This window comes from Pseudomonas fluorescens (assembly GCF_005938625.1).
GTDB classification, from domain to species: domain Bacteria; phylum Pseudomonadota; class Gammaproteobacteria; order Pseudomonadales; family Pseudomonadaceae; genus Aquipseudomonas; species Aquipseudomonas fluorescens_BD.
On record NZ_VCNJ01000003.1, the window covers coordinates 158,428 to 184,593 of the forward strand.

Here is a 26,166-nt window from a genome sequence, read left to right on the forward strand (position 1 = left end):
TTCTATCTCAGGTCCGGCCAGCATGACACGTAATCAAATCCCCGCTTCGCCAACCAATCGACCTCGCGCCTGGAGCGCAGTGGCGGCTCTGTTGCTCAGCCTGATGCTGGCACCGACTGCCGCTTTCGCCGACGCTCAAGCACCTGCCGCACCGGCCGCGACCGAACAGCACGCCCCTGCTGCTGAAGCCCCTGCCGCTGCTCCGGCCGCGACCGATCCAGTACAAGCAGTCGACGCTGCCGACGTTCCTGAAGTTCTCGAAGCCGACAACAGCCTGGGCATGGCCCACGACCTGTCGCCGTGGGGCATGTACCAGAACGCCGACATCATCGTGAAAATCGTGATGATCGGTCTGGCCATCGCCTCCATCATCACCTGGACCATCTGGATCGCCAAAGGCTTCGAGCTGATGGGCGCCAAGCGTCGTCTGCGTGGCGAAATCGCCGCCCTGAAGAAAGCCACCACCCTTAAAGAAGCCAGCGCGACCGCCGGCAAGGAAGGCACCCTCGCCAACCTGCTGGTGCACGACGCGCTCGAAGAGATGCGCCTGTCGGTCAACAGCCGCGAGAAAGAAGGCATCAAGGAACGCGTCAGCTTCCGCCTTGAGCGTCTGGTTGCAGCCTGTGGTCGCAACATGAGCAGCGGCACCGGCGTCCTCGCCACCATCGGTTCCACCGCGCCGTTCGTCGGTCTGTTCGGTACTGTATGGGGCATCATGAACTCCTTTATCGGCATCGCCAAAACCCAGACCACCAACCTTGCTGTCGTAGCGCCCGGTATTGCTGAAGCACTGCTGGCCACCGCACTGGGTCTGGTTGCTGCGATTCCAGCCGTGGTGATCTACAACGTGTTCGCCCGCTCCATCGCCGGTTACAAGGCGCAGGTTTCCGACGCTTCGGCAGAAGTTCTGCTGCTGGTCAGCCGCGACCTCGACCACCAGCCTGAGCGCAGCTCGCAGCCGCACATGGTCAAAGTGGGGTAATCGGCCATGGGCCTGCATTTGAAAGAAGGCGCAGACGACGATCTGGCCGAGAACCACGAAATCAACGTCACGCCGTTCATCGACGTGATGCTGGTGCTGTTGATCATCTTCATGGTGGCCGCTCCGTTGGCCACCGTGGACATCAAAGTCGACCTGCCTGCCTCGACCGCCAAACCGGCGCCGCGGCCAGAGAAACCGGTGTTCCTCAGCGTAAAGGCTGACCAACGCCTGTTCCTCGGTGAAGACGAAGTGAAGCCCGAAGCACTGGGCGCAACCCTCGACGCCAGAACCAAGGGCAAGAAAGACACCACCATCTTCTTCCAGGCCGATAAAGGCGTGGATTACGGCGATCTCATGAGCGTGATGGATAACCTGCGCTCTGCCGGTTACCTGAAGGTCGGTCTGGTCGGACTTGAGACGGCAGCCAAGAAATGATCACGACGCGCCATAAGCTGACGCGTTACAGCGGTAGCCTGGCCGTGGTGCTGGGCGTTCATGCGCTGGCCATCGCGCTGGCGCTGAACTGGACCGCCCGCCCGCCCATCGAATTGCCGCCGCAGGCAATGATGGTCGAGTTGGCCCCGGTTCCGGCCCCGCCACCGCCTGCTCCGCCGAAAGTCGTCACACCGCCGCAGCCACCGGCCCCGGTGGAAGAGTTGCCGATTCCGAAGCTGGCCGAAGCACCGAAAGCTGAAATCGCGGTGCAGAAACCCAAGCCGAAGCCCAAGCCTAAACCGCCGAAGCCGGTCGAGAAGAAGCTGCCCGATCCACCGAAGGAAAAACCTTCCGAGGAGAAACCGGCCGACACGCAACCGACTCAGGCACCGACGGAGAAATCCGCCCAGCCTGCACCGGGTCCGTCGCCTGCTCAGATGGCTGCCAAGGCCAGCTGGCAAGGCACTCTGCTCGCGCATTTGGCCAAGTACAAAAAGTACCCGGCCAGTGCTCAGGCACGGGGCAAGGAAGGCTTGAACCGTCTGCGTTTCGTGGTGGATGCCGAAGGTAATGTGCTGTCGTTCGAACTGGTGGGCCGCTCCGGCAACGCCGATCTGGACCGGGCTACCCTGGAAATGATCCGCCGCGCACAACCGTTGCCCAAGCCACCGGCCGACATGTTGAACAATGGCTCGATCGAAATTGTGGCGCCGTTTGTTTACTCGCTCGAACGCCGCCGCTAAGTAGCAAGATCAAAAGATCGCAGCCTTCGGCAGCTCCTACATTGGAATGCATTTCCCTGTAGGAGCTGCCGAAGGCTGCGATCTTTTGCTTTATGACGTAGTCGCATTGAGCGCTCAGTCTGATAACGTGCGTCTATCGATTGCAGCCGGTATGCTTGGCCCGCATCTTCATGGACGCTTGCTATGACCCTCACAGAATTACGCTACATCGTTACCCTCGCCCAAGAGCAGCATTTCGGCCACGCCGCCGAACGTTGCCACGTCAGCCAGCCGACCCTGTCGGTGGGCGTGAAAAAGCTTGAAGACGAACTCGGTGTGCTGATTTTCGAGCGCAGCAAAAGCGCCGTGCGCCTGACCCCGGTCGGCGAAGGCATCGTCGCCCAGGCGCAGAAGGTTCTGGAGCAAGCCCAAGGCATCCGCGAACTGGCCCAGGCCGGCAAGAACCAGCTGACCGCCCCACTGAAAGTCGGCGCAATCTACACCGTCGGCCCTTACCTGTTCCCGCATCTGATTCCGCAACTGCACCGGGTCGCCCCGCAGATGCCGTTGTACATCGAAGAAAACTTCACCCACGTGCTGCGCGACAAACTGCGCAACGGCGAGCTCGACGCGATCATCATCGCCCTGCCGTTCAACGAAGCCGACGTGCTGACCCTGCCGCTCTATGACGAGCCGTTCTACGTCTTGATGCCGGCGCAGCACCCGTGGACGCAGAAAGAAACCATCGACGCCGGCCTGCTCAACGACAAGAGCCTGCTGCTGCTCGGTGAAGGCCACTGCTTCCGCGATCAAGTGCTGGAAGCCTGCCCGACCCTGACCAAGGGCAACGACGGCGCCAAGCACACTACGGTCGAATCCAGCTCGCTGGAAACCATCCGGCACATGGTCGCCTCCGGTCTGGGCATCTCGATCCTGCCGTTGTCGGCGGTCGACAGCCACCACTACGCTCCGGGCGTGATTGAAGTGCGCCCACTGTCGCCGCCGGTGCCGTTCCGCACCGTGGCCATCGCCTGGCGCGCGAGCTTCCCGCGGCCGAAAGCCATCGAGATCCTCGCCGACTCCATTCGCCTGTGTTCGGTGGCCAAGCCAGCGGCGCCGGTTACGGCCGGTTAAGCGAGCGTCATGACTGAGCTGTCGCAAGTGTCGGTGACGGCACTCAAGGGTGTTGGCGAAGCCATGGCCGAGAAATTGGCCAAGGTCGGCCTGGAGAATCTGCAGGACGTGCTGTTCCACCTGCCGCTGCGCTATCAGGATCGCACCCGTGTGGTGCCAATCGGCGCGTTGCGACCGGGACAGGACGCCGTGGTCGAAGGCACCGTCAGCGGCGCCGACGTGGTCATGGGCCGACGCCGCAGCCTCGTCGTGCGCCTGCAGGACGGCACCGGCGGTCTCAGCCTGCGCTTCTACCATTTCAGCAACGCACAGAAAGAAGGCCTCAAGCGCGGCACGCGGGTTCGCTGTTACGGCGAAGCCCGGCCCGGCGCCTCAGGACTGGAAATCTACCACCCGGAATATCGCGCCATCACCGGCGACGAACCGCCGCCGGTGGATGAAACCCTGACCCCGGTCTACCCGCTCACCGAAGGCCTGACCCAAGCGCGTCTGCGTCAGCTGTGCCTGCAAACGCTGACGATGCTCAAGCCAGACACCTTGCCCGACTGGCTGCCGACCGAACTCGCCCGCGACTATCAACTGGCGCCGCTGGCCGATGCGATTCGCTACCTGCACAACCCGCCCGCCGATGCCGACGTCGACGAACTCGCGCTCGGTCATCACTGGGCGCAGCATCGTCTCGCTTTCGAAGAACTGCTGACCCATCAACTGTCGCAACAGCGTCTGCGAGAAAGCATGCGTTCACTGCGCGCGCCAGCGATGCCGAAGGCGAAAAAGCTGCCACCGAAATATCTGGCCAACCTCGGCTTCAATCCGACCGGTGCGCAACAGCGCGTTGGCAATGAAATCGCCTACGACCTCAGTCAGCACGAACCGATGTTGCGGCTGATTCAGGGTGACGTCGGCGCCGGCAAAACCGTGGTTGCCGCCCTCGCCGCCCTGCAAGCGCTGGAGGCCGGTTATCAGGTCGCGCTGATGGCGCCAACCGAGATTCTCGCCGAACAACACTTCATCACCTTCAAGCGCTGGCTCGAGCCGCTGGGCATTGAAGTCGCGTGGCTGGCCGGCAAGCTCAAGGGCAAGAACCGTGTTGCCGCGCTGGAACAGATCGCCAGCGGCGCACCGATGGTGGTTGGCACCCACGCGCTGTTCCAGGACGAAGTGCAGTTCAAGAACCTCGCGCTGGTGATCATCGACGAACAACACCGCTTCGGCGTGCAACAACGTCTGGCGCTGCGGCAGAAAGGCGTCGGCGGGCGCATGTGCCCGCATCAACTGATCATGACCGCCACACCGATTCCACGCACGCTGGCGATGAGCGCCTACGCCGACCTCGACACTTCAATCCTCGACGAACTGCCGCCCGGACGAACGCCGGTCAACACCGTACTGGTCACCGACACCCGCCGCGTCGAAGTCATCGAACGCGTGCGCGGTGCCTGCGCCGAGGGCCGTCAGGCCTACTGGGTGTGCACGCTGATTGAAGAGTCGGAAGAGCTGACCTGTCAGGCCGCCGAAACCACGTTCGAAGACCTCACTCTTGCCCTCGGCGAATTGAAAGTCGGGCTGATTCACGGGCGCATGAAACCCGTCGAGAAGGCCGCCGTGATGGCCGAATTCAAGGCCGGCAACCTGCAACTGCTGGTCGCGACCACGGTGATCGAAGTCGGCGTCGACGTGCCCAACGCCAGCCTGATGATCATCGAAAACCCCGAGCGTCTTGGCCTCGCGCAACTGCACCAGTTGCGCGGTCGCGTTGGCCGGGGCAGCGCCGCCAGCCATTGCGTGCTGCTCTACCACCCGCCGCTGTCGCAGATCGGTCGCCAGCGCCTGGGCATCATGCGCGAGACCAATGACGGTTTCGTCATCGCTGAAAAAGACCTCGAACTGCGCGGCCCCGGCGAAATGCTCGGCACCCGCCAGACCGGTCTGCTGCAATTCAAAGTCGCCGACCTGATGCGCGACGCCGACTTGCTGCCCGCCGTCCGCGACGCCGCGCAAGCCCTGCTGGAACGCTGGCCAACCCACGTCAGCCCATTACTCGATCGCTGGTTGCGCCACGGGCAGCAATACGGCCAAGTGTGAGCACCGTCGCAGTTTCTGACAGATCGTTCTGACCAAGGTGGTTATACTCCTGCCATTGTTTCAAAAACGGATACAGATCATGACCGAAGCCGCTCTCGCCCCCGAATCCCCGCACGCGCCGTCTGTCATTCGGCTGCTGCTGGGCAAGCTGGGCATCGCCTACGAAGAAGTGCTCGACCACCACGGCCTCAATGCATCGCGCAAGGTACAAGCCGTGTTGCTGGACGACGCCGTCGGCGCGCTGATGGTGCTGTTTCCGCAGAGCCAATTGCTCGACCTCAACAGACTCGCCGAACTGACTGGCCGGCGCCTGACCGCCGTGTCCACCGAGCGCCTGGAAAAGATGCTCGGCAAGCACAGCCTGAGCTTGCTGCCAGGCCTGCCGGCGCTGACCAGTTCGCCGTGCCTCTACGAAGAGAGCCTGCTGCGCGAACCGAAGTTGCTGATCAACTCCGGCGAGCCGGGCCTGCTGCTGGAAATCGCCAGCGAAGACTTCAAGACCATGCTGACCAAGGCCAGCGCCGCCAACTTCGGCGAAGCCCTGAGCAGTATCCGCCCGAACCTCGACCGCCCGGACGATGACCGCGAGGAAATCACCCAGGCCGTACAAGCCTTCACTGCGCGGCGTATTCAGCAGCGTCTGGAAGCGACCATCGAGATTCCGCCGCTGGCCGAAACCGCGCAAAAAATCATCAAGCTGCGCGTTGACCCCAACGCCACCATCGACGACATCACCGGCGTGGTTGAAACCGACCCGGCGCTGGCCGCACAAGTGGTGAGCTGGGCGGCGTCGCCGTACTACGCTTCGCCGGGCAAGATTCGTTCGGTGGAAGACGCGATCGTTCGCGTGCTCGGTTTCGATCTGGTGATCAACCTGGCGCTGGGCCTGGCCCTCGGCAAGACCCTGAGCCTGCCGAAAGACCACCCGCAACACACCACGCCGTACTGGCAGCAATCGATCTACACCGCCGCCGTCATCGAAGGCCTGACCCGCGCCATGCCGCGCGCCCAGCGTCCGGAAGCCGGCCTGACGTATCTGGCGGGTCTGCTGCACAACTTCGGTTACCTGCTGCTGGCCCACGTGTTCCCGCCGCACTTCTCGCTGATCTGCCGCCACCTGGAGGTCAACCCGCACCTGTGCCACAGCTACATCGAGCAACACCTGCTCGGTATCAGCCGCGAACAGATCGGCTCGTGGCTGATGCGCTACTGGGACATGCCCGATGAACTGGCCACCGCCCTGCGCTTCCAGCACGACCCAAGCTACGACGGCGCCTACGCCGAATACCCGAACCTCGTCTGCCTGGCCGTGCGCCTGCTGCGTGGACGCGGGATTGGCTCTGGACCGGATGAAGATATTCCGGATGCGCTGCTCGAACGCGTCGGCCTGACTCGCGACAAAGCCAATGACGTCGTCAGCAAAGTGCTTGAGGCCGAGGTGTTATTGCGCGAACTGGCTTCGCAGTTCAGCCAGGCCTGAATGCAAAGCGGGCAAGCAACCTCCAGTTGGAGCGACGCTTGCCCGCGATGGGCCAACCTCCGGCTTAAGCCGACTTGTCCAGGTAACGGATCACCCAGCCTTTATCGTACCCAGAGTCGGTGAAATACACTCCGCCCACCACGATGCGCCCATCGTCCATTACCGCCATGCCGTGGGGGTATTCGAAACCCGCGCTTTCATTGAAAACGGTAAATCCCGAACCAAAGAAAGAGGAGTCTGGAGAACCATCCGCCAGAAAGCGTGCGGTGACCGCGCTGAGATTCTCATCAAGCGCGCCAGTGCCACTGTTACCGCAAACGATGACTGAACCGTCCGTACGCGGCACGCAATGCAACCATCTGACACCTTGGGAGACAGGTGACGAAATCAGTGGTTGACCACCATTGAACACCCGATTGTAGGAGCCGCTGAGATTGAGCACCGCAATCAAGCCCTGAGAGACGCCCTCCACCGCCGCACCGCCGGCCACAACAATCTTGTCGTCGACGATTGCCGCAACGTCCAGGCTTATCCATTGATCGTGGGGCACGTCCACCGCGCCGTTGTTTCCAAAGTCTGCGTCAACCTTGCCCGTGGCGTTGAGACGGGTAACAAAGGCGCCATGCGCACTCTTCGCGAAGTAATGGCCGCAGATCACCACGGCTCCATCCACATGGGTCGCGATCGCTTGCGCAACGATGTCAGAAGGCGAAATCTCTGCAAGCTCTATGAACGCAAAGCCAGTGCCGTTGAAGGTCGTATCGGGAGAACCGTTCGGATCGAACCTCAGAGCGATACCTTTTGTCCGTCCGGCAGCATCCTCAACGGTACTGACCACGACGATTTTTTCGTCCAGTTGTTGCGCGACCAGCCCTGCTGCGCCAGCCACTGCGGCACCGCTGGCAGACGCTTGCACCACCCCGGTATATCCGCCGCCGCCCATCTTCGCGTAGGGAAGATAGAGCACACCTTGTTCCCCGAAAGACGTATGCAGTTGCCCGTCCTCGCGCTGTCTGACCAGCACCAGGCCCGTCGAGTTATTCGCGCCCTCTTCCGTGTACTGAGCACCAACCAGCCAACCGCCATCGCTCAGCGGTGTAAACCCGAGGATCCGACTCATGTAAAAACTTTCTTTCAGCCTGATCTCGACGTAGCCGGAGTCTTCTCCACCGAAAGCTGAGTCGAGAGCACCGTCTTCAAGCAGGCGAACGATCCGTGTAGGCGCACCGGGTGTTGAAAGGCGAACGGCAACCAGCAATTTGTTTTGCGGCAGCGCCAGCAGTGCCCTGACGTCATACCCCGAGAACCCGGGAAACGGAAATCTGAGGATGCCACCGTCGCCGAAGGTCGGATCGTTATTCAAGGATGGCGTGCCCGCCAGATAGCGCACGAAACGCCCAGGGACTTTGGGAAGATCAGAATGGACGGAGAGTTCAATGCACACCACGATCCGGCTGTCCCCCATGACGGCCAAACCTCGCGCGAAGGCTTCCCCTGCGCTGTCTTCAAACAACGCATGCCCCGTACCGTTGAAAGCCGTATCCGGTTTTCCATCAGCAAGAAAACGCGCCGTCACCACGGCTGACTCACCCTGCCCGACAACAACGATCAAACCACCCACCTGCGAGGTATGCGTCCACGCCAACCCTTTTAGTAACGGCGAAAACAGCGGCTTGCCACCATTGAACACAAGGTTTGCCGCGCCGCTGGTCGTGAATGCAGCGATCAACCCACCGTCGAGACCATTACGCAGGGCTTGGCCCGCGACGATAATCCTGCCATCGCCTTCACGTACCGAAATCGATTGCAGAAAATTCTCGCCTTCATCGTCGGGAATCAACAAGGCCAGGCCGTTGTTGAATCGACTGTCCAGCGCGCCATTTGTGTCCAGACGCGCCAGAAAAACTCCACGGCCTCCCGATCCGTCCTGGTATGCACCGCAGACCAGCACCTTGCCATCGGCTTGAACGGCGATACCGGAGACGTTATTCGATGTGGCGACATTCACAACCACATAGCCCGAACCGTTGAATGATCGATCGAGGGAGCCATCCGCTTGCAGACGTATCACAACGCCCACTGGCAATGGCGCATCAGCAAAAAACACGAGATGAAGCAGGACGATTTTGCCGCCCACCTTCAGGGCCGTTGACCGTAATGAAGCGTGCGCAGTCTGAGAGAACCTGCTGCTCGGATGACTGGTCTTGCGCGGCGCGCTAGCGGGGTCGGGGTTGCCATAATGGGAGATGAACCGCACGCCGTTGGTGCCGAACGTTTCGTTCAGTTCACCGGTCTTTTTCAGGCGGACCAGTGCGAGGCCAACGTCATCGGAGGTAGTCGAGAAATACTGAAGGCGTATCAGCCAACCATCATCCTCGAGCGCATCGAGACCGGAGACATAGCTGATCCGAGCCCCTTCCAGCGCTATTTCAACGAAACCTCTGCGCGCCAGACCGAAGGTCTCGTCCAGCGAACCGTCGTCATTCAGCCTCGCAATGGCAACCGGGGCGTTCGCTCCCGTTAAAGGTATCGCAACGAGTAATTTAGAATCGGGAAGCGCCAAGACCGCCGCCGCTTCGTCGCCCGCAATGCCGGGTATCGGTAAGGTCAGCACGCCATCCTGAGCAAATGTCGGATCGAGAGACTTGGGGGTCGAAATACTGTGTGTCTGCGTCATGAGCTTGCTCCATCAAGTCGGTGAAGTCCCTTAAGGCCGGAACTGGAACTTGAGTAGAGCATCGCGACGATGCACAAAACACCTGATAGAAATGACAGTCCGATTGTCTTTGCGAGCCGCAATGATGGCCTTACAAGACAAGCGCACCGTTATTCAGTGCGCGCGCATGGGTTTGTTCAAGCCAGCGACTTCTTAAGCTTTAGCCTTCGCCTTTCTTGGCTTCAAATACTTCATCAACCCCTGAAACCACATCACCAGCGCCGGATTGCCCTTGAGCTGGATCGACTTGTCCTGAATCCCCTGCATAAACGCCAACTGCTTGTTCTTCGCCTGCATCGTCGCAAAGCCATAACCGGCATCTTTAAACGCAATCGCAAACGCCGGCTCTGCCACCACGCCAGACTTGCTGGTGATGCGCTGATCCTTGACCACGAAATGCCGCGCCACTTTCCCGTCCAGCGTCTGCAGCTGAAACACCAGATCCTTGTCACCCAACTGCTGCTGGAACGCAGGATTTGTCCGGCTGGCCTTACCCATCAACAAACCCATCATCCACAGAAGAAAACGAAATTTCATGCGCACAGCCTCAAAAGGAAAATGAACGGCCGGGGCAGTGTAAGGGATTCGGACGATAACGCCAGTATCTGACGCTGTTGGAAGAGGATGCTGACCATTTCCCGCACGATGACCGCCAAGTCACGATTCAGCGCTCGCCCACTGATCGTTCCCCCGCTCCGCGTGGGAATGCATCCCGAGATGCTCCGCGTCTCACCACACACCTTTCCTACACCTGTTGAAACACATCCCTGTAGGAGTTGGCGAAGCCTGCGATCTTTTGATCTTCCGCCCCGCGAATCTATGGGAAATTTCCTGCAAAGTGCGGGGCTGTCCATGAACTAGGCGAGTTGGCTAGCGATCGATAGGCTCTGTGTGTCGCCGCAGATTGGCGATACGGACGTGCAAGTCCGGTTGGAGTACACATTGGTTATGGCAATTCGCCGAGCGTTTTCCTATGCTCGCGGATCGTTATGGCGGCTGTGTATGGGAGGCCTTCGGGTCTGCCGGGTTACTCCACCGGTCTTGCACACCTATGCACAGCTGCCACCACTTTCGAAGTGCGAGCGAAACGGTGTCGGCTCCTTAAACTGGAGTAAGACCGAATGATCAAACCAACACCCAATCCCCCCGAAAACCCAGACGTTTCGCCCTACGAATCTCTGGAATCAAAGAAATTCCACGAAGCCGCCGAGCGCGCCCTCGACCACCATTTCAAACCAGCCGTCGATCCACACCCCAAACGCGAGAACGGCCTCTTCAAACTCTCCCCCGGCACCGACGCCGAAGCCCTCATGGCCAACGCCTCCGAAGACCTCCTGTCCATCAGCGTCATCGCCTGCGACCTCGCCGACGACCTCCATGGCTCCCGCCGCTCGGTGGCACTGGCCCTGAGCAGAATGGCGGACGGGGTGAGATTGATGGTGGAAGGGACGCTCGACCAGATTGAAGTGCGAAGCGTGGCGGCCAAGCCGTAGCGAGATTTGTGGATGAAAAAAAGGGGACGTTAAGTCCCCTTTCTGCAACTGCCTGTAAAATCCAGGCACAAAAAAACTGCCAATCACGGCAGCTTTTTTGAGAATCCTAAACCGTCAGCCGGCGAGTCGACCGACAGGCTCAAAATCAGAACCCTTGGCCAACGCAACATCCAGAAAGCGGCTGCGCTTATCGGAACGCTTGGCCAAGACTTCACGAGCTTCGGCCTGGAGCCGGGCAGCCATCATAGGCTTAGGTTCATGTTTGGACTTTTTCATGGAAACCTCTCAGGTCTCGAAATTTGACTGGTTCGCCCTGTCTGCCGGCGCCACCCGCCCCCTTGATTCTTGGGCATGGATAATCAATGGCAATTTTGAAGGTCGAGAGAGTAGCGATATTTGAAAGCTTTTGAATAGCCGCCGGAAACACTCCGACATTGATTATCTGATCGAAGCAAACCGCAGGCTCTATCCCTGTCGCTGACTCATCACGCATCGGCGAGACGGGATTGACTACCCATAAAGGGACGTTAAGTCCCCTTCCTGAATATTCTCTGCCTCACCATTGGCAACCTGTTTCAGGTTTCGAATCCACGTTGTAATCGTTTTCAAACGAATACTTCTTTGCGGATTTGTAATTCGTATACGACATCGCATCAACCCGGCCACCCTGAGTGACCATCTGATACTCACCTGTCAGTGCGCCATCAACTACTTCAACCCAAGTTGTCGTGTACTGGTAGGGCCGGCCATACACGAGTTCTTCTTGTTCAGTACTGCGATGAACCAGCCCAATAGCCTTTTTTGACTTGCTGTACTTGACGCCAGCACCGCTCCATTTGGCGACAGAGTCGTAATAGGTTCGGAATTCAAAATTTATGGGTTTGCCTTCGTAGGAGCGGAAGCAAAAAACCTCGGTCGTGACCTCGCTATGCGCCGCCAGAGGAACGAAAACGAGCAACGCGGAAAACAATGCAGACGAAAATTTCAAACCGAACATTCCTTTAGCGGTTCATGGGTAATAAAAAACATGCTTTCAGCAACTCACCGAGCGCTGGTCACGCCTCGGGCGCCACAGCGCTGCGCTCAACCACCCTCGCCGGGATCTTCGAAGCCTTTCCCGCTTCCGACATACGCGATGCGTATTGCTTGTACGCCGGCACCGCTCGCTCTTTATCGTTCATAGCCCAATAGCTATCTGCGAGATTCAGGTAAGCCACCGTCCGCTCTGGGTTGTGTGCAATTACCGCATTCAACAGTTCAATGGACTCTGCGTAGTAACCCGCCTCGCCGAGCAGAAAACCGAGGTCGTTGGACCAGCCGGGACGCTGCGGGTAGTAGTACTTTGCGGCGATATAGCTATCCGGGGGACAAGTGTCATGTGAACCACCACCCATCAACGCGTAGCTCATCGTATCCTTGAAGGAAGAGTCATCACCCTGTCGGTAGGCTGCCAGCGCCATATCCAGCAGATCAGCCGAATTGACGGTCATCAATTTCTTTCTAACGCCCTCAATACTGCCAGTACGAGCAACCCGCAGCTTCTGCAGCGCTTCACGCCCATCGAAAGAGGCGAGGGTGATCGGGCCCAATGTCTGCACCGGCAACTCCACAACGCTGACAAGCGACCGGTCACAGGAGTCGTTATTCGCCACTTCCAGCAGAGCTTTCAGCTCAAACTGCTTTGAGCCTCTATTGAAGGCGAACAACAGGTTGAAGTTGTAAACCGCGTTATCTTCCTCGCTGGTTACCAGCGCGATGTAATCCCCAGCCTCAACGAACGGCTGCTTGACCACAGCTTCTTCAGCCTGCGGATCAATGACCGTCATGACGCCGGGGCGACCTTTGAGTACATGGACGCTGAAGACACCCTGAAGCGCAGACGAGTACTGACTCTTGATCAGAGGCAGCGCCTTCGACGTATCGAGCAAGATGTCCTCGTCACGCGCTTGTTCCGGCGCAATCAACAATCGGTTAGAAACTTCGTCCGCATCACCCGCCAGCACAAACACCTTTTGCCGTGATGCATCACCCAGCAAGCTAGCCGGAATTTCCTTGAGGACTTGCGGGGCAGAAAATGCGTAGGAAGTGGATAGAAGCCCAAGGCTCAACACGATAAAGCGAAAGAACATATTCACTCTTTCAGTCCCTGAATTTCGGATCGCTCAACGACGCGTTGCGGAATCTTCTGCGCTTTACCGGCGGCACTCATCGCGTCGCGGTACTCGCGGTAATAACGCTGCGCTTCCTCTTGGCGATCAAGTCGCCATAGCGAATCAGCCATGTTCAGCATCAGCACCGTGCGCTTACCAACCGCCTCAACGCCTCGATAAAACTTCAGCGCCAACTCATCGTTGCCGCCCTCGGCCAAGTAGAAACCGAGGTCGTTGTAAGCCTGAACACTTTGCGCCGGGGGATGACAGGCCATGTAGGATTCCGGGCTTAAAAAGCTCAGGCTCCATTCGATGGACTCTGCTCGGGACTGTACCGGCTCGATACTCGAAGCATATTTCAGCAGGTCCTTGGGTGACTTAGTCTCCAAGACAGGATTGAGCACCCCGCCCTCTTCGGAAACCCATTGATTGCCTACCCATTTACCCTCACAAAACCGCTCGTAACTCTCAGCAAGCACGCAACCGGTTTCCATCGAGATCACATCGCAATGCCCTTGTGATGTCGCTATTTCCTCACCGTTCTCACCTATGACTACGCCGTACTCCACCGCAGTCGCCAGTAGAAATTTTTTGTCAGGGCTGAGCCAATCAGGATAAGCCTGGCCACCAATGCCGGCATGAAACAACGGGAACGTTTTTCCATTCGCGGTGAACCAGGCAGTGGTAGATTCCACGACGGGTGATGTCCATTTTTTTGCCTGGAACGTAACTGTGTTTCCGGCGGCTCCCACTATTGGCGGGTCAACGGCAAAGACATTGGTAGCGCTGAACAAACCGCCAATCATCAACACCCACTTAAGGCTGGTCATAGCAAATCCTTTTCGCCGTTAGCCGGCCTTTTGTTTTGTCAGGCACTTCGCATAGCCGTCCGCAAACTTGGCGTCGAATGACAACGCCACCGGTTCATCCAACTCGGCCGAGGTGTTGAGCAATTCGTGGGTAGCCGGGGTGTATTTGATCCAGCCAATCGTGCCGGTGCCGTCGGTGTCGAAAAACAGCTGAGCGCGCACTACTTCACCGTCGTCCTCGTCGATCAGCAAATTGACCTTGTCCTTGCCGATATAACGGAACGGAAAATCGCTGCTCCTGACAAGCTCAGTAAGGTAGCCGTAGCAACTCCCCTCACTGGCAGTCGCGGGCAGTGAATGAGATAAAAACAAAAGCGCAATCAGCACAGGCCGAATGAAAAACCAGTTCATCCACTCACTCCTCATCCATCTGCGACGATTCCACATCGGTCATGCTCAGCAGCCGGAATTCGTTTTTCACAAATTCGTAGTAACGGTCTCGGTTACCACTTTCCAAAGCATTCCCTTGGGCATCTTCTTCGCCGTCGAGCGTGATGCCGGACACGATAATCAAGCTGCTGTCGGGCTGGTAAACCATGCCGAACGTGCTGCCGTCGTAAGCATTCGGCAGACCACCAACAACCTCACCGGTCTGGACGTCCAGCACTTCGCCGCAAATGGCGCTACCGCCACAGCCGAGCCTGTGCAGGATGTAATGGCCGGCGAAGTTGACCTTGCCTTTCAGGGCTTGCACCCGTACCTGATCCATCATTGGACTGCTGTTTTCTTGCGGTACCAATTTATGGTTGGGGCCGGTGAAAACAGGCGTGACGGTGTAATCCTTGAAGGCTGGATCGGCAGCGAATGCCATGGACGCGGCAGCCAATATCAAGCTGCCGAGAAGAACCGAAAATCCTTTCACGCTGTAGCTCCGTCGACGTAATGCATTTTGGGGATGTTCATTCGAAGGCAATGCCGCGCACCGCTTTCCTGATTTGCTCGAACCCTTCGTTGCTGATCGCCAGCGGGGCGGATGAACCTGATTCCGCCGAGCCGATCAGCACGTCTTTACCTCGCAGCAGGCAAAAAGCGATGCGGGTTATGTGCCGTCGTGATTTGTCGTGGAAACCGAAGATGAACCCCGAAGAATTCTCCCCTCCCCATTGTTCGAAGGTGTAGGTATTCGCACGACCCGCCAGAGAGTTGGGCACCCAGCCCTGATCGGTACGAGTCGCCGGACACCTGCGGTCGTTGTCGTCACGCAGGACTTGCACCGCAAACGCATCGTCTTCCGGGGGTTTCCAATCGGTGAGAAGCGAAAAATATTCCGAGTTTTCACACATCAAACCAAACCACGGCTGGCTCAGGTCACCGTGTTTCTCGAAGTGCCAGTCGGCACCACTCGACGTCTGCGCTTGCCACAAGCTGGGGGCGCTGGACGGTTTGGGCAGTTGTTTGGCTGCGATAAATACCGAATAGAAATCGTCGAACTTCAGCCATTGGTTCTGCAGCAGCGGCATGGAGAACCGACACGAACCCATGTCTACAACTGTCTCGGTCGGGCCTTGCGCAACCGGCGACTGGCCGGGCTCGTTACCGACCAATACAGGACCTGCGGCAGTCACATAATCCACCTGTAAAAACGCGACCAGACCAAAGATCAATTCGCGGAGGTATCGTAGTTTCACTTCGCATCCTTCGAATTGATCAATTGCAACTCACCATCCCGATACAACACCTCACACCCCACCCACGCCGGATCCACCTGTGGCATCACCGCCGACGGCTTGCGCAATTCGCGCAACAACGTCGAGCCATGCGACAGCCGCCCACCCATCCGCGCAATCACTGCCCGCGCTGTTTGGTAATGCGCGTGCCGCCCCGGATCGAGGGTGTCTTCGAGCAAGATGTCCTCGCCGAGGATGCCCCGCACCTGCCCCGGATAAATCATGAACCCGGTCGCCTGCTCGGCACCTTCGCGACCGTCCTGCCAGAAGCTGCCGTCACGGGTGCGAATGTCGGGATGCGGTGCAAACCAGTGCTCGCGATCCGCCAGCGGCATGGCGTGGTGCAGACGAAAGAAGATGCGCATGAGGTTGTCGCGATACCACTCGCGTACTTGCAGGTAGTAACCGCGCAGGCCCGGCAGGCCGCTCGAATGCGCGAGGCGGATCAGCCCTGACCATTGCGGGAATGGCTGTAGCGGCAGATCGCTCGACGCGGGCCGAGGGGTGGCCGGATCGGTTTCCCACGGCAATCGATGTGGACTGTTTTCAAGGTTGTCGTAAGCGGTCGGCGGGCGGCCCAGCCAATCGCCGCCGCTGCTGGCCAGTGCCGTGGCGATGCACAGATTGCCTTGCACCACGAACACGTAAAACCGGGTGAACCAGTCCGCGAGTTGTTGGCCATCGGCAGCTTGGGCGACGAGTTCGGCCAGCTCCCGATCGAAACGCTGCAAACCGTTTTCAAGGTTCAGCAAATGCCCGCGAGCCTTGCGTTGCATACGCAAAAACAGCGGCAACGAACGCAGCATCTTCAGCGGTTGCCACGGCAAATGCGGCGTCGCGCCACCGACTTCACCAGCGTAGTTGCTGGCGCTGATGCCCCAGTCGGCCAGCCGGGCAAGAAACAGATCATTGTTGATGTAGGAAGCGCCGCCGAACATGGCGGTGAACGGCTCGTTGTCCTGCAACACCCGCGCATCCCAACGCGCCATGATCGCCGGGATACTCGCTGCCGCGCGGCGCTGGGCGTATTCCACCAAGACGCTCGGTTGCGGCGGCAGGATCTCGGCGATGTTCGCGGCGGTCAGGTGCCGGCGCCAGCCGTAGTCGCTGATCGGCCGGTATTGCAGCAGCCACAATTGCGCGCCGTCCCAGGCCCATTCGACGTCGCCGGGCACGTAGTGGAACGCGCGCAGCACGTCTTGCAGAAAGCGCCACAGCAGGTCCTCGGTCAAGCCGTGGGACGGCGTGAATGTGCCGCTGCGCCACGCATCGCCGAGCCGCGAAAGCGTTGCCCGCGCGGGGCTGACTTGACCGTCGGCGAGCGATTCGAGATGGCCTTCAACCCACTCCAGTTCTACCGAGAGATGGCGCACAAAAGCGATCCCGGAAACTACAGGCGTGATGAAGCGCTGCACCACCACTTCCTCGACGCCTTCGGCCGTCAGTTCGGCGATGCGTTTCGGCACATTGGCGGACGGCTCGCGCAGATAGGTCGTGCTCAAACCGGCATTCGCCGAATCGGCCTGATCCTCGCCATAACTGGAGGAGCGCACCGCCCAGGTCACATCAGGTTGGGCGGCGAGAAATGCCGGCAGACGCGGATCGGCGCAATCGTTGAGCGTCAGCGCCGCCGGGACCGCTTGCCGCGCCAGTTCAGCCAGGCGCAAACGCCCGCCCTTGGTGTGCGCGACAAACCCGCGCTCGCCCGACTCCAGCCACTGCGTGAATTCGGCGGGCGAGTCGATCCACGGGTAATGACCCCAACCAGATTTGAGGCTGATGGTCAGATCAGCGCGGGCGAGAATCGCCGACCACGCTGCCGCTTGCTCGATGCCGAGTACAGCGTCCTGATCGCCCCAAACCAGCTCGACCGGATCGGTGATCCACTCCAGCAGCGGCAGCGCAGTGTCGGCGCGAATCAGATCCCAGTGCGGCACAAACGCACGGCAGCGCGCATAGCCGGCGCCCATGCGCTGGTACTGCGCAGGCGTCCAGGTCTGCTTGGAAAACTTGCGCGCGAACAGCGTGGGTTTGTTCGACAGTAGCCAGTGAATGGTCTTGCGGATGGGCAGCGGCGACATCAATGCCGGCAAGCGACGCTGCCACAAAAATGCCCCAACCGGCGCCAACAGAACACTGCGCGAAAAGTGCCCGGGGCGACGTTGCAACGCGTGCAGCACCAGCAACGCGTTGACCCCGACCGCCATGATCGCGCTGCCCTGCTTCGTCATCGCCAGCAAGGTTTGCGCGTAGTCCGCCAGATCCTCGCAGGGTGGCAGCGGATTGGCGCCGAAGCCCGACAACTCCAGCGGCACCACGTCGTAGCGCTGGAAGTGCGGCAGCGCGTCATCCCACCAATCGGCAGCGCTGCCGTTGCCGGCCAGCAGGTACATCAACGGCTTGTTCATGAGCGATCCTCAGGTCAGATCGCGCAGAGCAGCGTCGAGGGTTGGATAGCGGAATGTGTAGCCCGCCTCGGTCAAACGCTGCGGCACCACGCGCTGACCGTCGAAGAACAACTGCGCCATCTCCCCCGCCAATGCACGCACTGGCGCGGCGGGAATGTGCAACCACACCGGGCGCTTGAGGACTTTGCCGGCCTGCTCGGCGAACGCGGCCTGACTGACCGTTTCGGGCGCGACCATGTTGTAGGTGCCGCCCAGACTGTCGTCGTTGAAAGACCGCGCGATCACCTGAAGCACATCGTCGCGATGCACCCAGCTCATGATCTGCCGACCATCGCCCATGCGACCGCCGAAGCCCAGGCGGAACGGCAGCAGCAACGGCGTCAACGCACCGCCGGGGCCGAAGACCACGCCAAGACGCAGCACCACCTGACGCACGCCAAACTCGGTGGCCGGTTGCGCGGCGGCTTCCCAACGCGCGCAGAGTTCGGCCATGAAACCGTCGCCCTTGCTGGCGTGTTCGTCGAGGTTTTCGCTGGCATCGCGCACGCCGTAGAAACCGATGGCCGAGGCTTGAATCCATAGCGCTGGTTTTTGCTTGGTGTTCTTCAGCCAAGTCATCAACGCTTCGGTGGTGCTGACTCGACTGGCGAGCAGTTGCGCCTGACGTTTGGGAGTCCAGCGTGGGCCGGCGACAGGGGCGCCGGCGAAATTGATGATTACGTCGAAGGCTTCGTCGTGGCTGAGTTCGCTGAGCGAATGCACGCAGCGGACGCGGCCGTTGAATAGATTGGCCGCGCTCAACGGATCGCGCGTCAGTACGCTGACCGAGTGGCCCGCGTCGAGTAATTGATTGACCAAGGCTTCACCGATGAATCCGGTGCCGCCAGTGATCAGCACGCGTTTGAAAGCGCTGTCGGCAAACGGGTTGGATTGGCTCGGAGTCTTTACTGCAGGAGGCTTCCGGCGATCATGCCGATACAGCCAGAACAACGGCGGCAACAACACCAGCAACGCAAAACCGTCGAGCCACAAGTGCGACCAGACCTGTTGTTGCGCTGAAAGCCACATGTCCTGCGGCGCCCATAACAGGATGCCGGCGCTCAACCAGCCCCACACTGCCGGGGCTTTCAAGCGATTGCCCAAGTGCACCAACGCGAGCATGTACAACGAATAGCTTTGCAGCGTCGCGCCGAACAGCGCGAGCCACCAGACTTGTTGTTCGTGGCCGGCCGCAGGTACCGCATCGGCGCCCCAGAATGCGAGTTCGAGAACTTCAAGATAGCCGTCGAGTAAACCGGAATGCCCGGCCCAGGTCAGGGTGAGACCGGCGAGAATGTGCACGATTGCGGCGGCGTATAACCAGAGCACTAGCGCTGGGCGAAGGGAGAACGAGGGGGCTGGCATTCCGTGTCCTGAGCGCATTCCTTGGGGGTGGGGAGTTTAAAGGAAATGCGTGGGGTTTCGGGGGTTGTCAGTAGCAGTAGCTGGGTTTGATTGGTGTGGTGGAGTTTTTCTTCAAGTGTTCCAAACCGAAACTCGCGCCTTCACTACCCTTCGCGAGGGCCATTTGGTAACAGGCCATGGCTCGGGATGGATCCTTGGTGCCCCACTCGCCGCTAGCGAAGGTAGATCCCAACTTGCTGATCGCGTTGGCATTGCCCATTTTCACGGCGCCCATCAGTGCTTGCTCTGCAAGCGCAGGATTTTTGCAGGGACCGTTGGATGTTAGCTCGTTGCCGTCGCATCCTCGGATGGACAAGCGTCGCTGGCATTGCCTTTATCGGATAGATGCGCGGACTGTTCCGGCGCAATCTTGTCCAGATACGCCGAGCGCTCGCGACTCATTCTGGCGATACACGAGTTGATAGCGAACACATGCGCCGGCATCCCAGTCTCGATCTCGAACGCCTCCAAAGGGCAATTCGCATCGCGCAATTTCAGCCACGCACGTTGCGACTCCTTGACCTTCGCCGCGTACTCCACGCCCAACGCCGGATCTGCTCGATAATCAGACTCAAGCCGCGACATCAACTGCTTGTAGCTGACATTCAACTGCGCATCGGCAGCCTTCTTCGCCGCCTCCGAGCAGGGCACCATTTCCAGGCTTGAGGTGACATGGCTGCAGTCGTCCTGCGCATAGGCCGCTGAAAATGGCAGTAGCAGCGCGGCTAGCAGGGTAAAAACAAAACGGTTCACAGTGTTCTTCCTTGAGTGATTCGGGCTTTGCGTTGAATAAAAATGGGACAGACCACATTTTTCTTATCATTAATAAAACGTGGTTTGCACCCATTCTCAGCCTGTATACCTATCGAATTTCTGAACCTAGCGGTGACCGCCCAATGCAGTTACCTTTCATTTAATCCTGCAGGAAAGAATAGAAATAAGATCAGATTAATTAGCAGTACCATTTACATGATCTACACCACTTCGCACTCAGCGCACTAGCAGCCATCGACACTCTCACATGGCACCCAACCTCTAATCTCTTTTCCTTTCTTCGTTATATATAAAATTGAAATCCACCCTGCCGAAATAGATTCCTGCTTCACTTTATCCCCACTAACCAAGTACATTTTAGTGACGCTTGCCGGGGAGGTTAGAGAGTAGATAGAAGTCTTTTTATTAATAACCAAATCTGTCAACTCGCCCTTAGCCCAGCCTAGATAATTTTTGGATACCAGTTGAGCCAAAATTAAATCTCGAGTTTTATAGGGATATGTATAAACAGATTTTGCCTGATCTTCATCAGAAGCCAAAACATCGGCTCCACTTCCAAAATAACCCGTCAGAACTTTATCAGCAGAATAGGTATCTCCAATTTTATGGAAAACCATAACACTGAAATAATCGCTTCCATAAACGGCTCCAGTAAAAGCACGAATTGGCGCACTATGAATCACAAAAAGCTTCCGGTCTCCACCCTCTACTTGTTCAGTGAAAATATCTCTGACCTCGCCCGGATCCGCAACATAAGGCAGCCTCGCAATTAACCTCAACGTACCGGTCGAGCAATTCAGAAAACTCAACCCCAATCCCATCTCTGGGTTTTGCTTTCCCTCATCCTCTAAAACCGGAACGGGGCTTACGATAATCATGCCTCCATCCACCGTAAAAGGCGGGTAACTCACATCCCCAGGAGCTGCGCAAGAAACAGCGTACGAACTCCAAAAAAGAAAAGCAGAAAAAAATACGCGCAATCTATTTTTAATTGTCATCCTGCACACCCACCAAAATCAGTATTTATAATCTCTATAATTTCTTTACTATATGAATTCCTAAGGTTCAGTTTATCCAAACCAGCATTAATAACCCTTGTGACCTTCCGGATCTTCAAGTCAATATCCAGCGAACTATCATCTGCAATAAGCCCAATATGTTTATCTTTCCAGAACCAGCTACCTGACGCAACAATCGCATACACATCTGTTTCAACCAGCAATGGATTTGCATCGATCCTCATACCTATATCGTTTGCACATTTCTTGTAAGTTTCGTAATGAGTCAAATGCAAAAGCCCGCGCCCTCGATAGTCATTATCAGGATAATCACTACTACCAAAACTGTGTTTACCATACGCCGGGTCATTACCCAACAAATGATCATCTATATACTGCAGTTTCTGCTGCTGATTATAATTCAATCCCTTACGGGTAAATCCAACATTAATCGCTGTTGTCGCCAAAGCATACAAACTAGCAGCTGTAAAGGTTGCACGAGAATAATTCAAACTCTCTCTGAACTTCTTGAACTCTCCAGTCTCAAGCTTCCCCTGTCCTAATATCAGGGCCACCTGCGTACACGTAGTAATCCCATACTTTGCAAACTGTACATTAGCGACTTCAGCAAAGCTTTCAACGAACGCATCTGAAACCGAGGAAGCCACAATCTTTCTCATAAATTGTGGCGTTAACGCGATATTCTTACCGCACTTCTTACAAGAGCTAGGCAACGCTATCGTCAAAAAATTTGAAACCAAGCCGATAGGATGAATATGTTGCACGCTAGTCTCGGAACTTATTCCATTCTGCCCAACTAATGTTGCCCACCAACTTAATTTCTCAATTCTCGCCTTTTCCTCGACCCACGTTTTATGAGGATCAGATTCACTATGACCAATAATTTCATCCAAAGCATCCCAGCTTTCTTTTTTGTAGTCCCACTCATTCTCATAGCGCGTCACCATTTGCGATATGGGTTGGGAGAACCATGGTTTTCCGAGCGCTTCTGCGATCTCTGACGGCGCCAGTTTTTTATCGCCATTCCTGTCGAGAATTTTGTACAACGTTTCGTTAACTGAGCCAGCGAGAGCGGCCGCTACATTCGGCAGATAAGATTCACGCTCGGTTTCACTGAGGTCCTCTTGCGCATGAAGAAAAGCTGCAAGATGATCGACATTGCTCGTAGTTTCATCAATAAAGGTGAATCCATTCCATTCAAAAGGAGAGTGCCGCGAGAGCACGATGTCGGGTTCTGCAAACCATCCATCAATTCCATTACCGTCTTTGTCGCCTAATAGACCATCTAGACGCCACCAGTAAGTGGTTGAGGTTGACGTCCCCATCACAACAGATTCTTTGATTTTCTTTTCCACGGGCAACGCCTCAAGCATTCCAACAGGAATATAGAAGTCATATCCCACTTTATTACCTGGATCTGCTGCTTTAGGAGGGTTGGTGGCATTCATGCTTTGAGCATGGGTTACTAGCCACGTGCCCGCAGGTATCTTGACTAATGTCTTTTCTGCGGCGGGCAGGCCGACAGCCTTTTCTTGGCTTTTACCGGCAAAAGACTTCACGTCCTCACAGCTGAAAACTTCGAGATGAAAAAGATTTTTGGAGGCCGCGTCTGCGTGAGTTTGGTATTTTCCGACATGCCCCAAAACCTCCCCGGCCTTGACTTTGAAACTCTGAGCCAGTGGCACTACTTGCCCAATAGGGGTATGTGGTTCGCTCTTCGCTTCCAAATCATCTAGCCATACAAATCCAGGTATTTTCCCATCACTATCGGCCTTTAAAAAAGGAGAGGGCTGTCCGCTGACGACCTCCACCAACTTGCGATATTTTTTTTCCGCTTGCTCATCGCTGATCCTGATCTGAACACCCGATGGTAGGAACGAGATCGGTAGCCCGTTGCTAGTTTTATCGCGAACGGTGGCTCCAGTTTTTTGGTCGGGGGGAGCATCTTTTGCGTCCTCTCCTACAAAATAGCGCTCTCCTCCCAATGGCTTCATTTGGCCTTTGTATACCCATCCGGTATTAGGTGCCAATCCTGGAAATTCAGGATCTGCGCTGACAAGTTCCACCCACTGCTGTGTGGCCGGTGCCGGTTTTGTGAGAACGGTCGTTCCGCGAGGTAGTACGGCCAAGATGGGTGTGTGTGACGAGTTTCCTTCACGAACCCGAAGCCCTAATGATTTGGTTCGAAGATTTTCCTTCACTTGGTAAAGGCCTTTACCCCAAAAACCTGGCCTAGCGAGTGCTGGGTTTGCCTTGTACCCATCCCAGTCGAGAAGATGCATGTAAAGACTGAAAAACGTCAGGCTTGGCCCAGCTCCCGGCGTGCTTGCAGGAGCCGCCCCGGATGCAGGCGCAGGAGGTGCCGGGAGCTCAAGGCGATGCTTTACCAGCACAAACCCAGTCGAATAAACCGAGGGCGTCGAGCCAAAATCAGATGTCGGGTATTTCTCGTCAATGCGATACGCTACTACCTCTCCATCAGCGATGCATCTGACCTCCGTCAGATCCTTCACCAATCCCGAAGCTTCATCAAAGTGAACGCCACCATGCCAAAGACCGTTAGCCCCCAATGGGTAGTAACCATCTTTCGCTTTAGCTAAAGCCTTATAAAACTGCTGCGGATCGGTCGCTTCAGCTGTCCCTACTTTCAGGGGATACGACCATTTTTGAATTTTGTTCGTTGTCTCTGTCATTACCAATTACCTGAATTCTGATCCCTGGTGGCTTGGATTGCCGTCGATGTCTTACCCGGAAAAATTGAGCATGCGCTTCGGTTTGCGTTTGATCTTTTCCTCAGACGCATTCAACAACGCCTGATCCATCAAACTCCCCGCCTTATCCTTATCCGCCGCCCCCGGCAGCACTGGCGGCTTGATACCAATGCCAGTCCCCGCCCCCGCAGAACCACCGGCATTGATCTTGATCACCGGCCCAACCACCGTAACCCCACCGCCATCCAGCTTGATAAAGCTCCCCCCCCCAAGGATGGTCAGCTCCGTCCCGGCCTCAATAACAATCTTGTCCCCAGCCTTGAGGTGTATCTCTTTCCCCACACTGGTCAGCTGCGCCGTGCCCAGCTTCACATGCTGGTTCTGCCCAATTGTCAGGTGATCATCCAGCTTCGCTTCAACTTTGCGATCGCTGATGGTGGTGCGGTGTTCTTCAGCCTTCAGCTCGGTGTAGGTGTTTTTCACCACCGTGTCATGACGTTCATTGCCGACCCGAATCTTCTGGTCGTGCTCAATGTTTTCATCCCAATCACGCTGGGCATGAATGTAGATCTGCTCGGCACCTTTCTTGTCTTCAATGCGCAGTTCGTTGTACCCACCGCCACCCGGCGAGCTAAGCGTTTTGAACACACTGCGAGTCTTGTTCGCCGGCAAGGCGTACGGCACCGGGTTTTCCTTGTGATACAGGCAGCCGGTCACCAGCGGTTGGTCGGGGTCGCCTTCGAGGAAGGTGACGAGGACTTCCATGCCGATGCGCGGGATGCTGATGGCGCCGTAGCGGTCGCCGGCCCAGGAGCTGGAGACGCGCAGCCAGCAGCTGGTTTTGTCGTCGGCGAGGCCTTCGCGGTCCCAGTGGAACTGGACTTTGATGCGGCCGTATTGGTCGCAGTGGATTTCTTCGCCTTTGGGGCCGGTGACCATGGCGGTCTGGCTGCCGAGTACGCGCGGTTTCGGGTGTTCGAGGGCCGGGCGGTAGAACACGTCCCACGGGGTGGCGAGGAAGGTGTTGCGGTAGCCCTGGTGGAAGTCGTCCTTGTTGTCGGTGGTGTCGCTGGTCACGCCTTCTTCGAGGACTTGCGGCTGCTTGCCTTCGTGGAAGAGTTCGGTGAGCAGCCACAGGTCGTTCCACTCGGTGCGCGGGTGGTCGGACATTTCCATGAAGTGGCCGCTGACCAGTTTGGTCTGGTCGCCACGGCCTTCGGCCTGACGGTAGTCGGCGCGGTGGCGTTCGAGGGCGCGCTGGCTGAGGAACTTGCCACGGGCGCGGTCGATGAAGCGGCCCGGGTAGTCGTAGTCTTCCAGATCCGGCTCCGTGCTTTCACCGTCCGGCTTATACGCTGCTTCCATTTGCAGGCGCGGTTTTTCGAAGTCGTAGTCGCGGCGTGTGATGCGGCTGGTGCGGGTTTCCAGGCGCAGCTTGAAGCCTTTGATCACCGGTTCTTCGGCGACCATGCCGCTGCCCTGCACGTACGCAGTTGGCTGACCGAGTTTGCGGAACACGGTCTGGTCGTCGCCGAACACCAGCAGGTGGCCTTTGTCGCTGTGCTGGAAGTGGTAGTGAATGCCTTCCTCTTCGCACAGGCGCTGGACGAAGTGCAGGTCGGTTTCGTCGTACTGCACGCAGTAGTCGCGATCCGGGCACGGCTGGCTGAGCTGGAAGCTGTAAGCGTTGCCCTTGATGCCGTGTTCTTCGAGGATCAGCGCGATGATTTTCGGCGCCGACATCTGCTGGTAGATGCGCTGGTTGGTGCGGTGATGCAGGTATTGCAGTTGCGGCACCATCGACACTTTGTAGCGGGTCAGGCGCTTGCCGGCATCGCCTTGGGCAACGCGGTAGATCTGGCCGTGGATGCCCGAGCCTTGTGGATCGAACGCGAGAAACGCCTGCTTGTGCAGCAGTTGTTCGAGGTCCAGATCAGGGTTTTCGCTGACCAGTTCGAGGTCGAAACGATACGGCTGGCTGATGCCTTCGGTGCCGGTGAACGACAGCACTTGCAGGTCGCCGACGTAGTCTTCCACTTTGAGGCTGAAGTGGGTTTCGTTAGCTGGGTTGAACATAA

General features: G+C 57.6%; 22 protein-coding genes. 7 read left to right on the top strand and 15 right to left on the bottom strand.

The window, feature by feature from the left end; all coding sequences use genetic code 11:
* The first annotated feature begins 22 nt into the window (after nt 1-22).
* From exbB to FGA82_RS02700, 6 genes are all read left to right on the top strand, one after another.
* Nucleotides 23-982, top strand: a complete 960-nt coding sequence (gene exbB / locus FGA82_RS02675; protein ID WP_141125929.1) for a tonB-system energizer ExbB — start codon at nt 23-25, stop codon at nt 980-982.
* Between the two features lie 6 nt (nt 983-988).
* Nucleotides 989-1,417, top strand: coding sequence for a TonB system transport protein ExbD (gene exbD, locus FGA82_RS02680; RefSeq protein ID WP_053125060.1), 429 nt, complete (start codon nt 989-991; stop codon nt 1,415-1,417).
* The gene (locus tag FGA82_RS02685; RefSeq protein WP_038359287.1) at nt 1,414-2,160 is read left to right on the top strand and encodes a TonB family protein; all 747 of its coding nucleotides are present in this window, start codon (nt 1,414-1,416) and stop codon (nt 2,158-2,160) included. Before exbD ends, FGA82_RS02685 begins: the two co-directional genes overlap by 4 nt.
* Before the next feature lie 183 nt (nt 2,161-2,343).
* Entirely contained in the window at nt 2,344-3,273 is a 930-nt protein-coding gene (locus FGA82_RS02690) for a hydrogen peroxide-inducible genes activator (protein ID WP_007920331.1), read from the top strand.
* A gap of 9 nt (nt 3,274-3,282) precedes the next feature.
* Nucleotides 3,283-5,358, top strand: coding sequence for an ATP-dependent DNA helicase RecG (gene recG, locus FGA82_RS02695; protein ID WP_141125930.1), 2,076 nt, complete (start codon nt 3,283-3,285; stop codon nt 5,356-5,358).
* 79 nt (nt 5,359-5,437) lie between these two features.
* Entirely contained in the window at nt 5,438-6,838 is a 1,401-nt protein-coding gene (locus FGA82_RS02700; RefSeq protein WP_064116442.1) for an aminoacyl-tRNA deacylase and HDOD domain-containing protein, read from the top strand.
* A 64-nt stretch (nt 6,839-6,902) separates the two neighbouring features.
* On the opposite strand, the gene FGA82_RS02705 is transcribed toward FGA82_RS02700, so the two are convergent.
* A complete protein-coding gene (locus tag FGA82_RS02705; RefSeq protein WP_141125931.1) occupies nt 6,903-9,515 on the bottom strand; it encodes a hypothetical protein in 2,613 nt (870 codons plus the stop codon).
* A gap of 192 nt (nt 9,516-9,707) precedes the next feature.
* Nucleotides 9,708-10,091, bottom strand: a complete 384-nt coding sequence (locus tag FGA82_RS02710; protein WP_007920327.1) for a hypothetical protein — start codon at nt 10,089-10,091, stop codon at nt 9,708-9,710.
* 584 nt (nt 10,092-10,675) lie between these two features.
* On the opposite strand from FGA82_RS02710, the gene FGA82_RS02715 reads away from it, so the two are divergent.
* The gene (locus FGA82_RS02715; protein WP_141125932.1) at nt 10,676-11,047 is read left to right on the top strand and encodes a DUF6124 family protein; all 372 of its coding nucleotides are present in this window, start codon (nt 10,676-10,678) and stop codon (nt 11,045-11,047) included.
* Between the two features lie 114 nt (nt 11,048-11,161).
* Here the strand turns inward: FGA82_RS02715 and FGA82_RS32065 are convergent, their stop codons facing one another.
* From FGA82_RS32065 to FGA82_RS02775, 13 genes are all read right to left on the bottom strand, one after another.
* Nucleotides 11,162-11,323 carry a hypothetical protein gene (locus FGA82_RS32065; RefSeq protein ID WP_171057230.1) on the bottom strand — a complete coding sequence of 54 codons (162 nt, stop codon included), beginning with the start codon at nt 11,321-11,323 and terminating at the stop codon, nt 11,162-11,164.
* A gap of 280 nt (nt 11,324-11,603) precedes the next feature.
* Nucleotides 11,604-12,035 (bottom strand): hypothetical protein, encoded by a 432-nt coding sequence (locus FGA82_RS02720; RefSeq protein ID WP_095119799.1) that lies wholly within the window; start codon nt 12,033-12,035, stop codon nt 11,604-11,606.
* Between the two features lie 67 nt (nt 12,036-12,102).
* Complete coding sequence (locus FGA82_RS02725; protein WP_141125933.1) at nt 12,103-13,176, bottom strand: tetratricopeptide repeat protein; 1,074 nt, start codon at nt 13,174-13,176, stop codon at nt 12,103-12,105.
* A 2-nt stretch (nt 13,177-13,178) separates the two neighbouring features.
* On the bottom strand, nt 13,179-14,027 hold the full coding sequence (locus tag FGA82_RS02730; RefSeq protein ID WP_141125934.1) for a tetratricopeptide repeat protein: 849 nt from the start codon (nt 14,025-14,027) through the stop codon (nt 13,179-13,181).
* 18 nt (nt 14,028-14,045) lie between these two features.
* Nucleotides 14,046-14,417, bottom strand: a complete 372-nt coding sequence (locus FGA82_RS02735) for a hypothetical protein (protein ID WP_141125935.1) — start codon at nt 14,415-14,417, stop codon at nt 14,046-14,048.
* A gap of 4 nt (nt 14,418-14,421) precedes the next feature.
* Nucleotides 14,422-14,877, bottom strand: coding sequence for a hypothetical protein (locus FGA82_RS02740; RefSeq protein WP_249384213.1), 456 nt, complete (start codon nt 14,875-14,877; stop codon nt 14,422-14,424).
* An 88-nt stretch (nt 14,878-14,965) separates the two neighbouring features.
* Nucleotides 14,966-15,694: a hypothetical protein gene (locus FGA82_RS02745; RefSeq protein WP_141125937.1), complete on the bottom strand. Its 729-nt coding sequence runs from the start codon at nt 15,692-15,694 to the stop codon at nt 14,966-14,968.
* The gene (locus tag FGA82_RS02750) at nt 15,691-18,141 is read right to left on the bottom strand and encodes an alpha/beta hydrolase (RefSeq protein WP_141125938.1); all 2,451 of its coding nucleotides are present in this window, start codon (nt 18,139-18,141) and stop codon (nt 15,691-15,693) included. The genes FGA82_RS02745 and FGA82_RS02750 overlap by 4 nt, the downstream gene beginning before the upstream one ends.
* 9 nt (nt 18,142-18,150) lie before the next feature.
* A complete protein-coding gene (locus FGA82_RS02755) occupies nt 18,151-19,545 on the bottom strand; it encodes a TIGR01777 family oxidoreductase (protein WP_141125939.1) in 1,395 nt (464 codons plus the stop codon).
* 321 nt (nt 19,546-19,866) lie between these two features.
* Entirely contained in the window at nt 19,867-20,337 is a 471-nt protein-coding gene (locus tag FGA82_RS32370) for a lysozyme inhibitor LprI family protein (RefSeq protein ID WP_249384209.1), read from the bottom strand.
* Nucleotides 20,338-20,582: 245 nt separating this feature from the next.
* The gene (locus FGA82_RS02765; protein WP_141125940.1) at nt 20,583-21,236 is read right to left on the bottom strand and encodes a hypothetical protein; all 654 of its coding nucleotides are present in this window, start codon (nt 21,234-21,236) and stop codon (nt 20,583-20,585) included.
* Between the two features lie 116 nt (nt 21,237-21,352).
* Nucleotides 21,353-24,070, bottom strand: a complete 2,718-nt coding sequence (locus tag FGA82_RS02770; RefSeq protein WP_141125941.1) for a hypothetical protein — start codon at nt 24,068-24,070, stop codon at nt 21,353-21,355.
* 51 nt (nt 24,071-24,121) lie between these two features.
* Complete coding sequence (locus FGA82_RS02775; RefSeq protein WP_141125942.1) at nt 24,122-26,164, bottom strand: type VI secretion system tip protein VgrG; 2,043 nt, start codon at nt 26,162-26,164, stop codon at nt 24,122-24,124.
* Nucleotides 26,165-26,166: the final 2 nt, after the last annotated feature.

Coding starts and splice junctions, on each gene's coding strand:
- FGA82_RS02750 (WP_141125938.1), bottom strand. CDS start 18,141: ATGAACAAGCCGTTGATGTACCTGCTGGCCGGCAACGGCAGCGCTGCC.
- FGA82_RS32065 (WP_171057230.1), bottom strand. CDS start 11,323: ATGAAAAAGTCCAAACATGAACCTAAGCCTATGATGGCTGCCCGGCTC.
- FGA82_RS02735 (WP_141125935.1), bottom strand. CDS start 14,417: ATGAACTGGTTTTTCATTCGGCCTGTGCTGATTGCGCTTTTGTTTTTA.
- FGA82_RS02775 (WP_141125942.1), bottom strand. CDS start 26,164: ATGTTCAACCCAGCTAACGAAACCCACTTCAGCCTCAAAGTGGAAGAC.
- FGA82_RS02705 (WP_141125931.1), bottom strand. CDS start 9,515: ATGACGCAGACACACAGTATTTCGACCCCCAAGTCTCTCGATCCGACA.
- exbB (WP_141125929.1), top strand. CDS start 23: ATGACACGTAATCAAATCCCCGCTTCGCCAACCAATCGACCTCGCGCC.
- FGA82_RS02755 (WP_141125939.1), bottom strand. CDS start 19,545: ATGCCAGCCCCCTCGTTCTCCCTTCGCCCAGCGCTAGTGCTCTGGTTA.
- FGA82_RS02700 (WP_064116442.1), top strand. CDS start 5,438: ATGACCGAAGCCGCTCTCGCCCCCGAATCCCCGCACGCGCCGTCTGTC.
- FGA82_RS02765 (WP_141125940.1), bottom strand. CDS start 21,236: ATGATTATCGTAAGCCCCGTTCCGGTTTTAGAGGATGAGGGAAAGCAA.
- FGA82_RS02770 (WP_141125941.1), bottom strand. CDS start 24,070: ATGACAGAGACAACGAACAAAATTCAAAAATGGTCGTATCCCCTGAAA.
- FGA82_RS02725 (WP_141125933.1), bottom strand. CDS start 13,176: ATGTTCTTTCGCTTTATCGTGTTGAGCCTTGGGCTTCTATCCACTTCC.
- recG (WP_141125930.1), top strand. CDS start 3,283: ATGACTGAGCTGTCGCAAGTGTCGGTGACGGCACTCAAGGGTGTTGGC.
- FGA82_RS02730 (WP_141125934.1), bottom strand. CDS start 14,027: ATGACCAGCCTTAAGTGGGTGTTGATGATTGGCGGTTTGTTCAGCGCT.
- exbD (WP_053125060.1), top strand. CDS start 989: ATGGGCCTGCATTTGAAAGAAGGCGCAGACGACGATCTGGCCGAGAAC.
- FGA82_RS02685 (WP_038359287.1), top strand. CDS start 1,414: ATGATCACGACGCGCCATAAGCTGACGCGTTACAGCGGTAGCCTGGCC.
- FGA82_RS02740 (WP_249384213.1), bottom strand. CDS start 14,877: ATGGCATTCGCTGCCGATCCAGCCTTCAAGGATTACACCGTCACGCCT.
- FGA82_RS02715 (WP_141125932.1), top strand. CDS start 10,676: ATGATCAAACCAACACCCAATCCCCCCGAAAACCCAGACGTTTCGCCC.
- FGA82_RS02710 (WP_007920327.1), bottom strand. CDS start 10,091: ATGAAATTTCGTTTTCTTCTGTGGATGATGGGTTTGTTGATGGGTAAG.
- FGA82_RS02690 (WP_007920331.1), top strand. CDS start 2,344: ATGACCCTCACAGAATTACGCTACATCGTTACCCTCGCCCAAGAGCAG.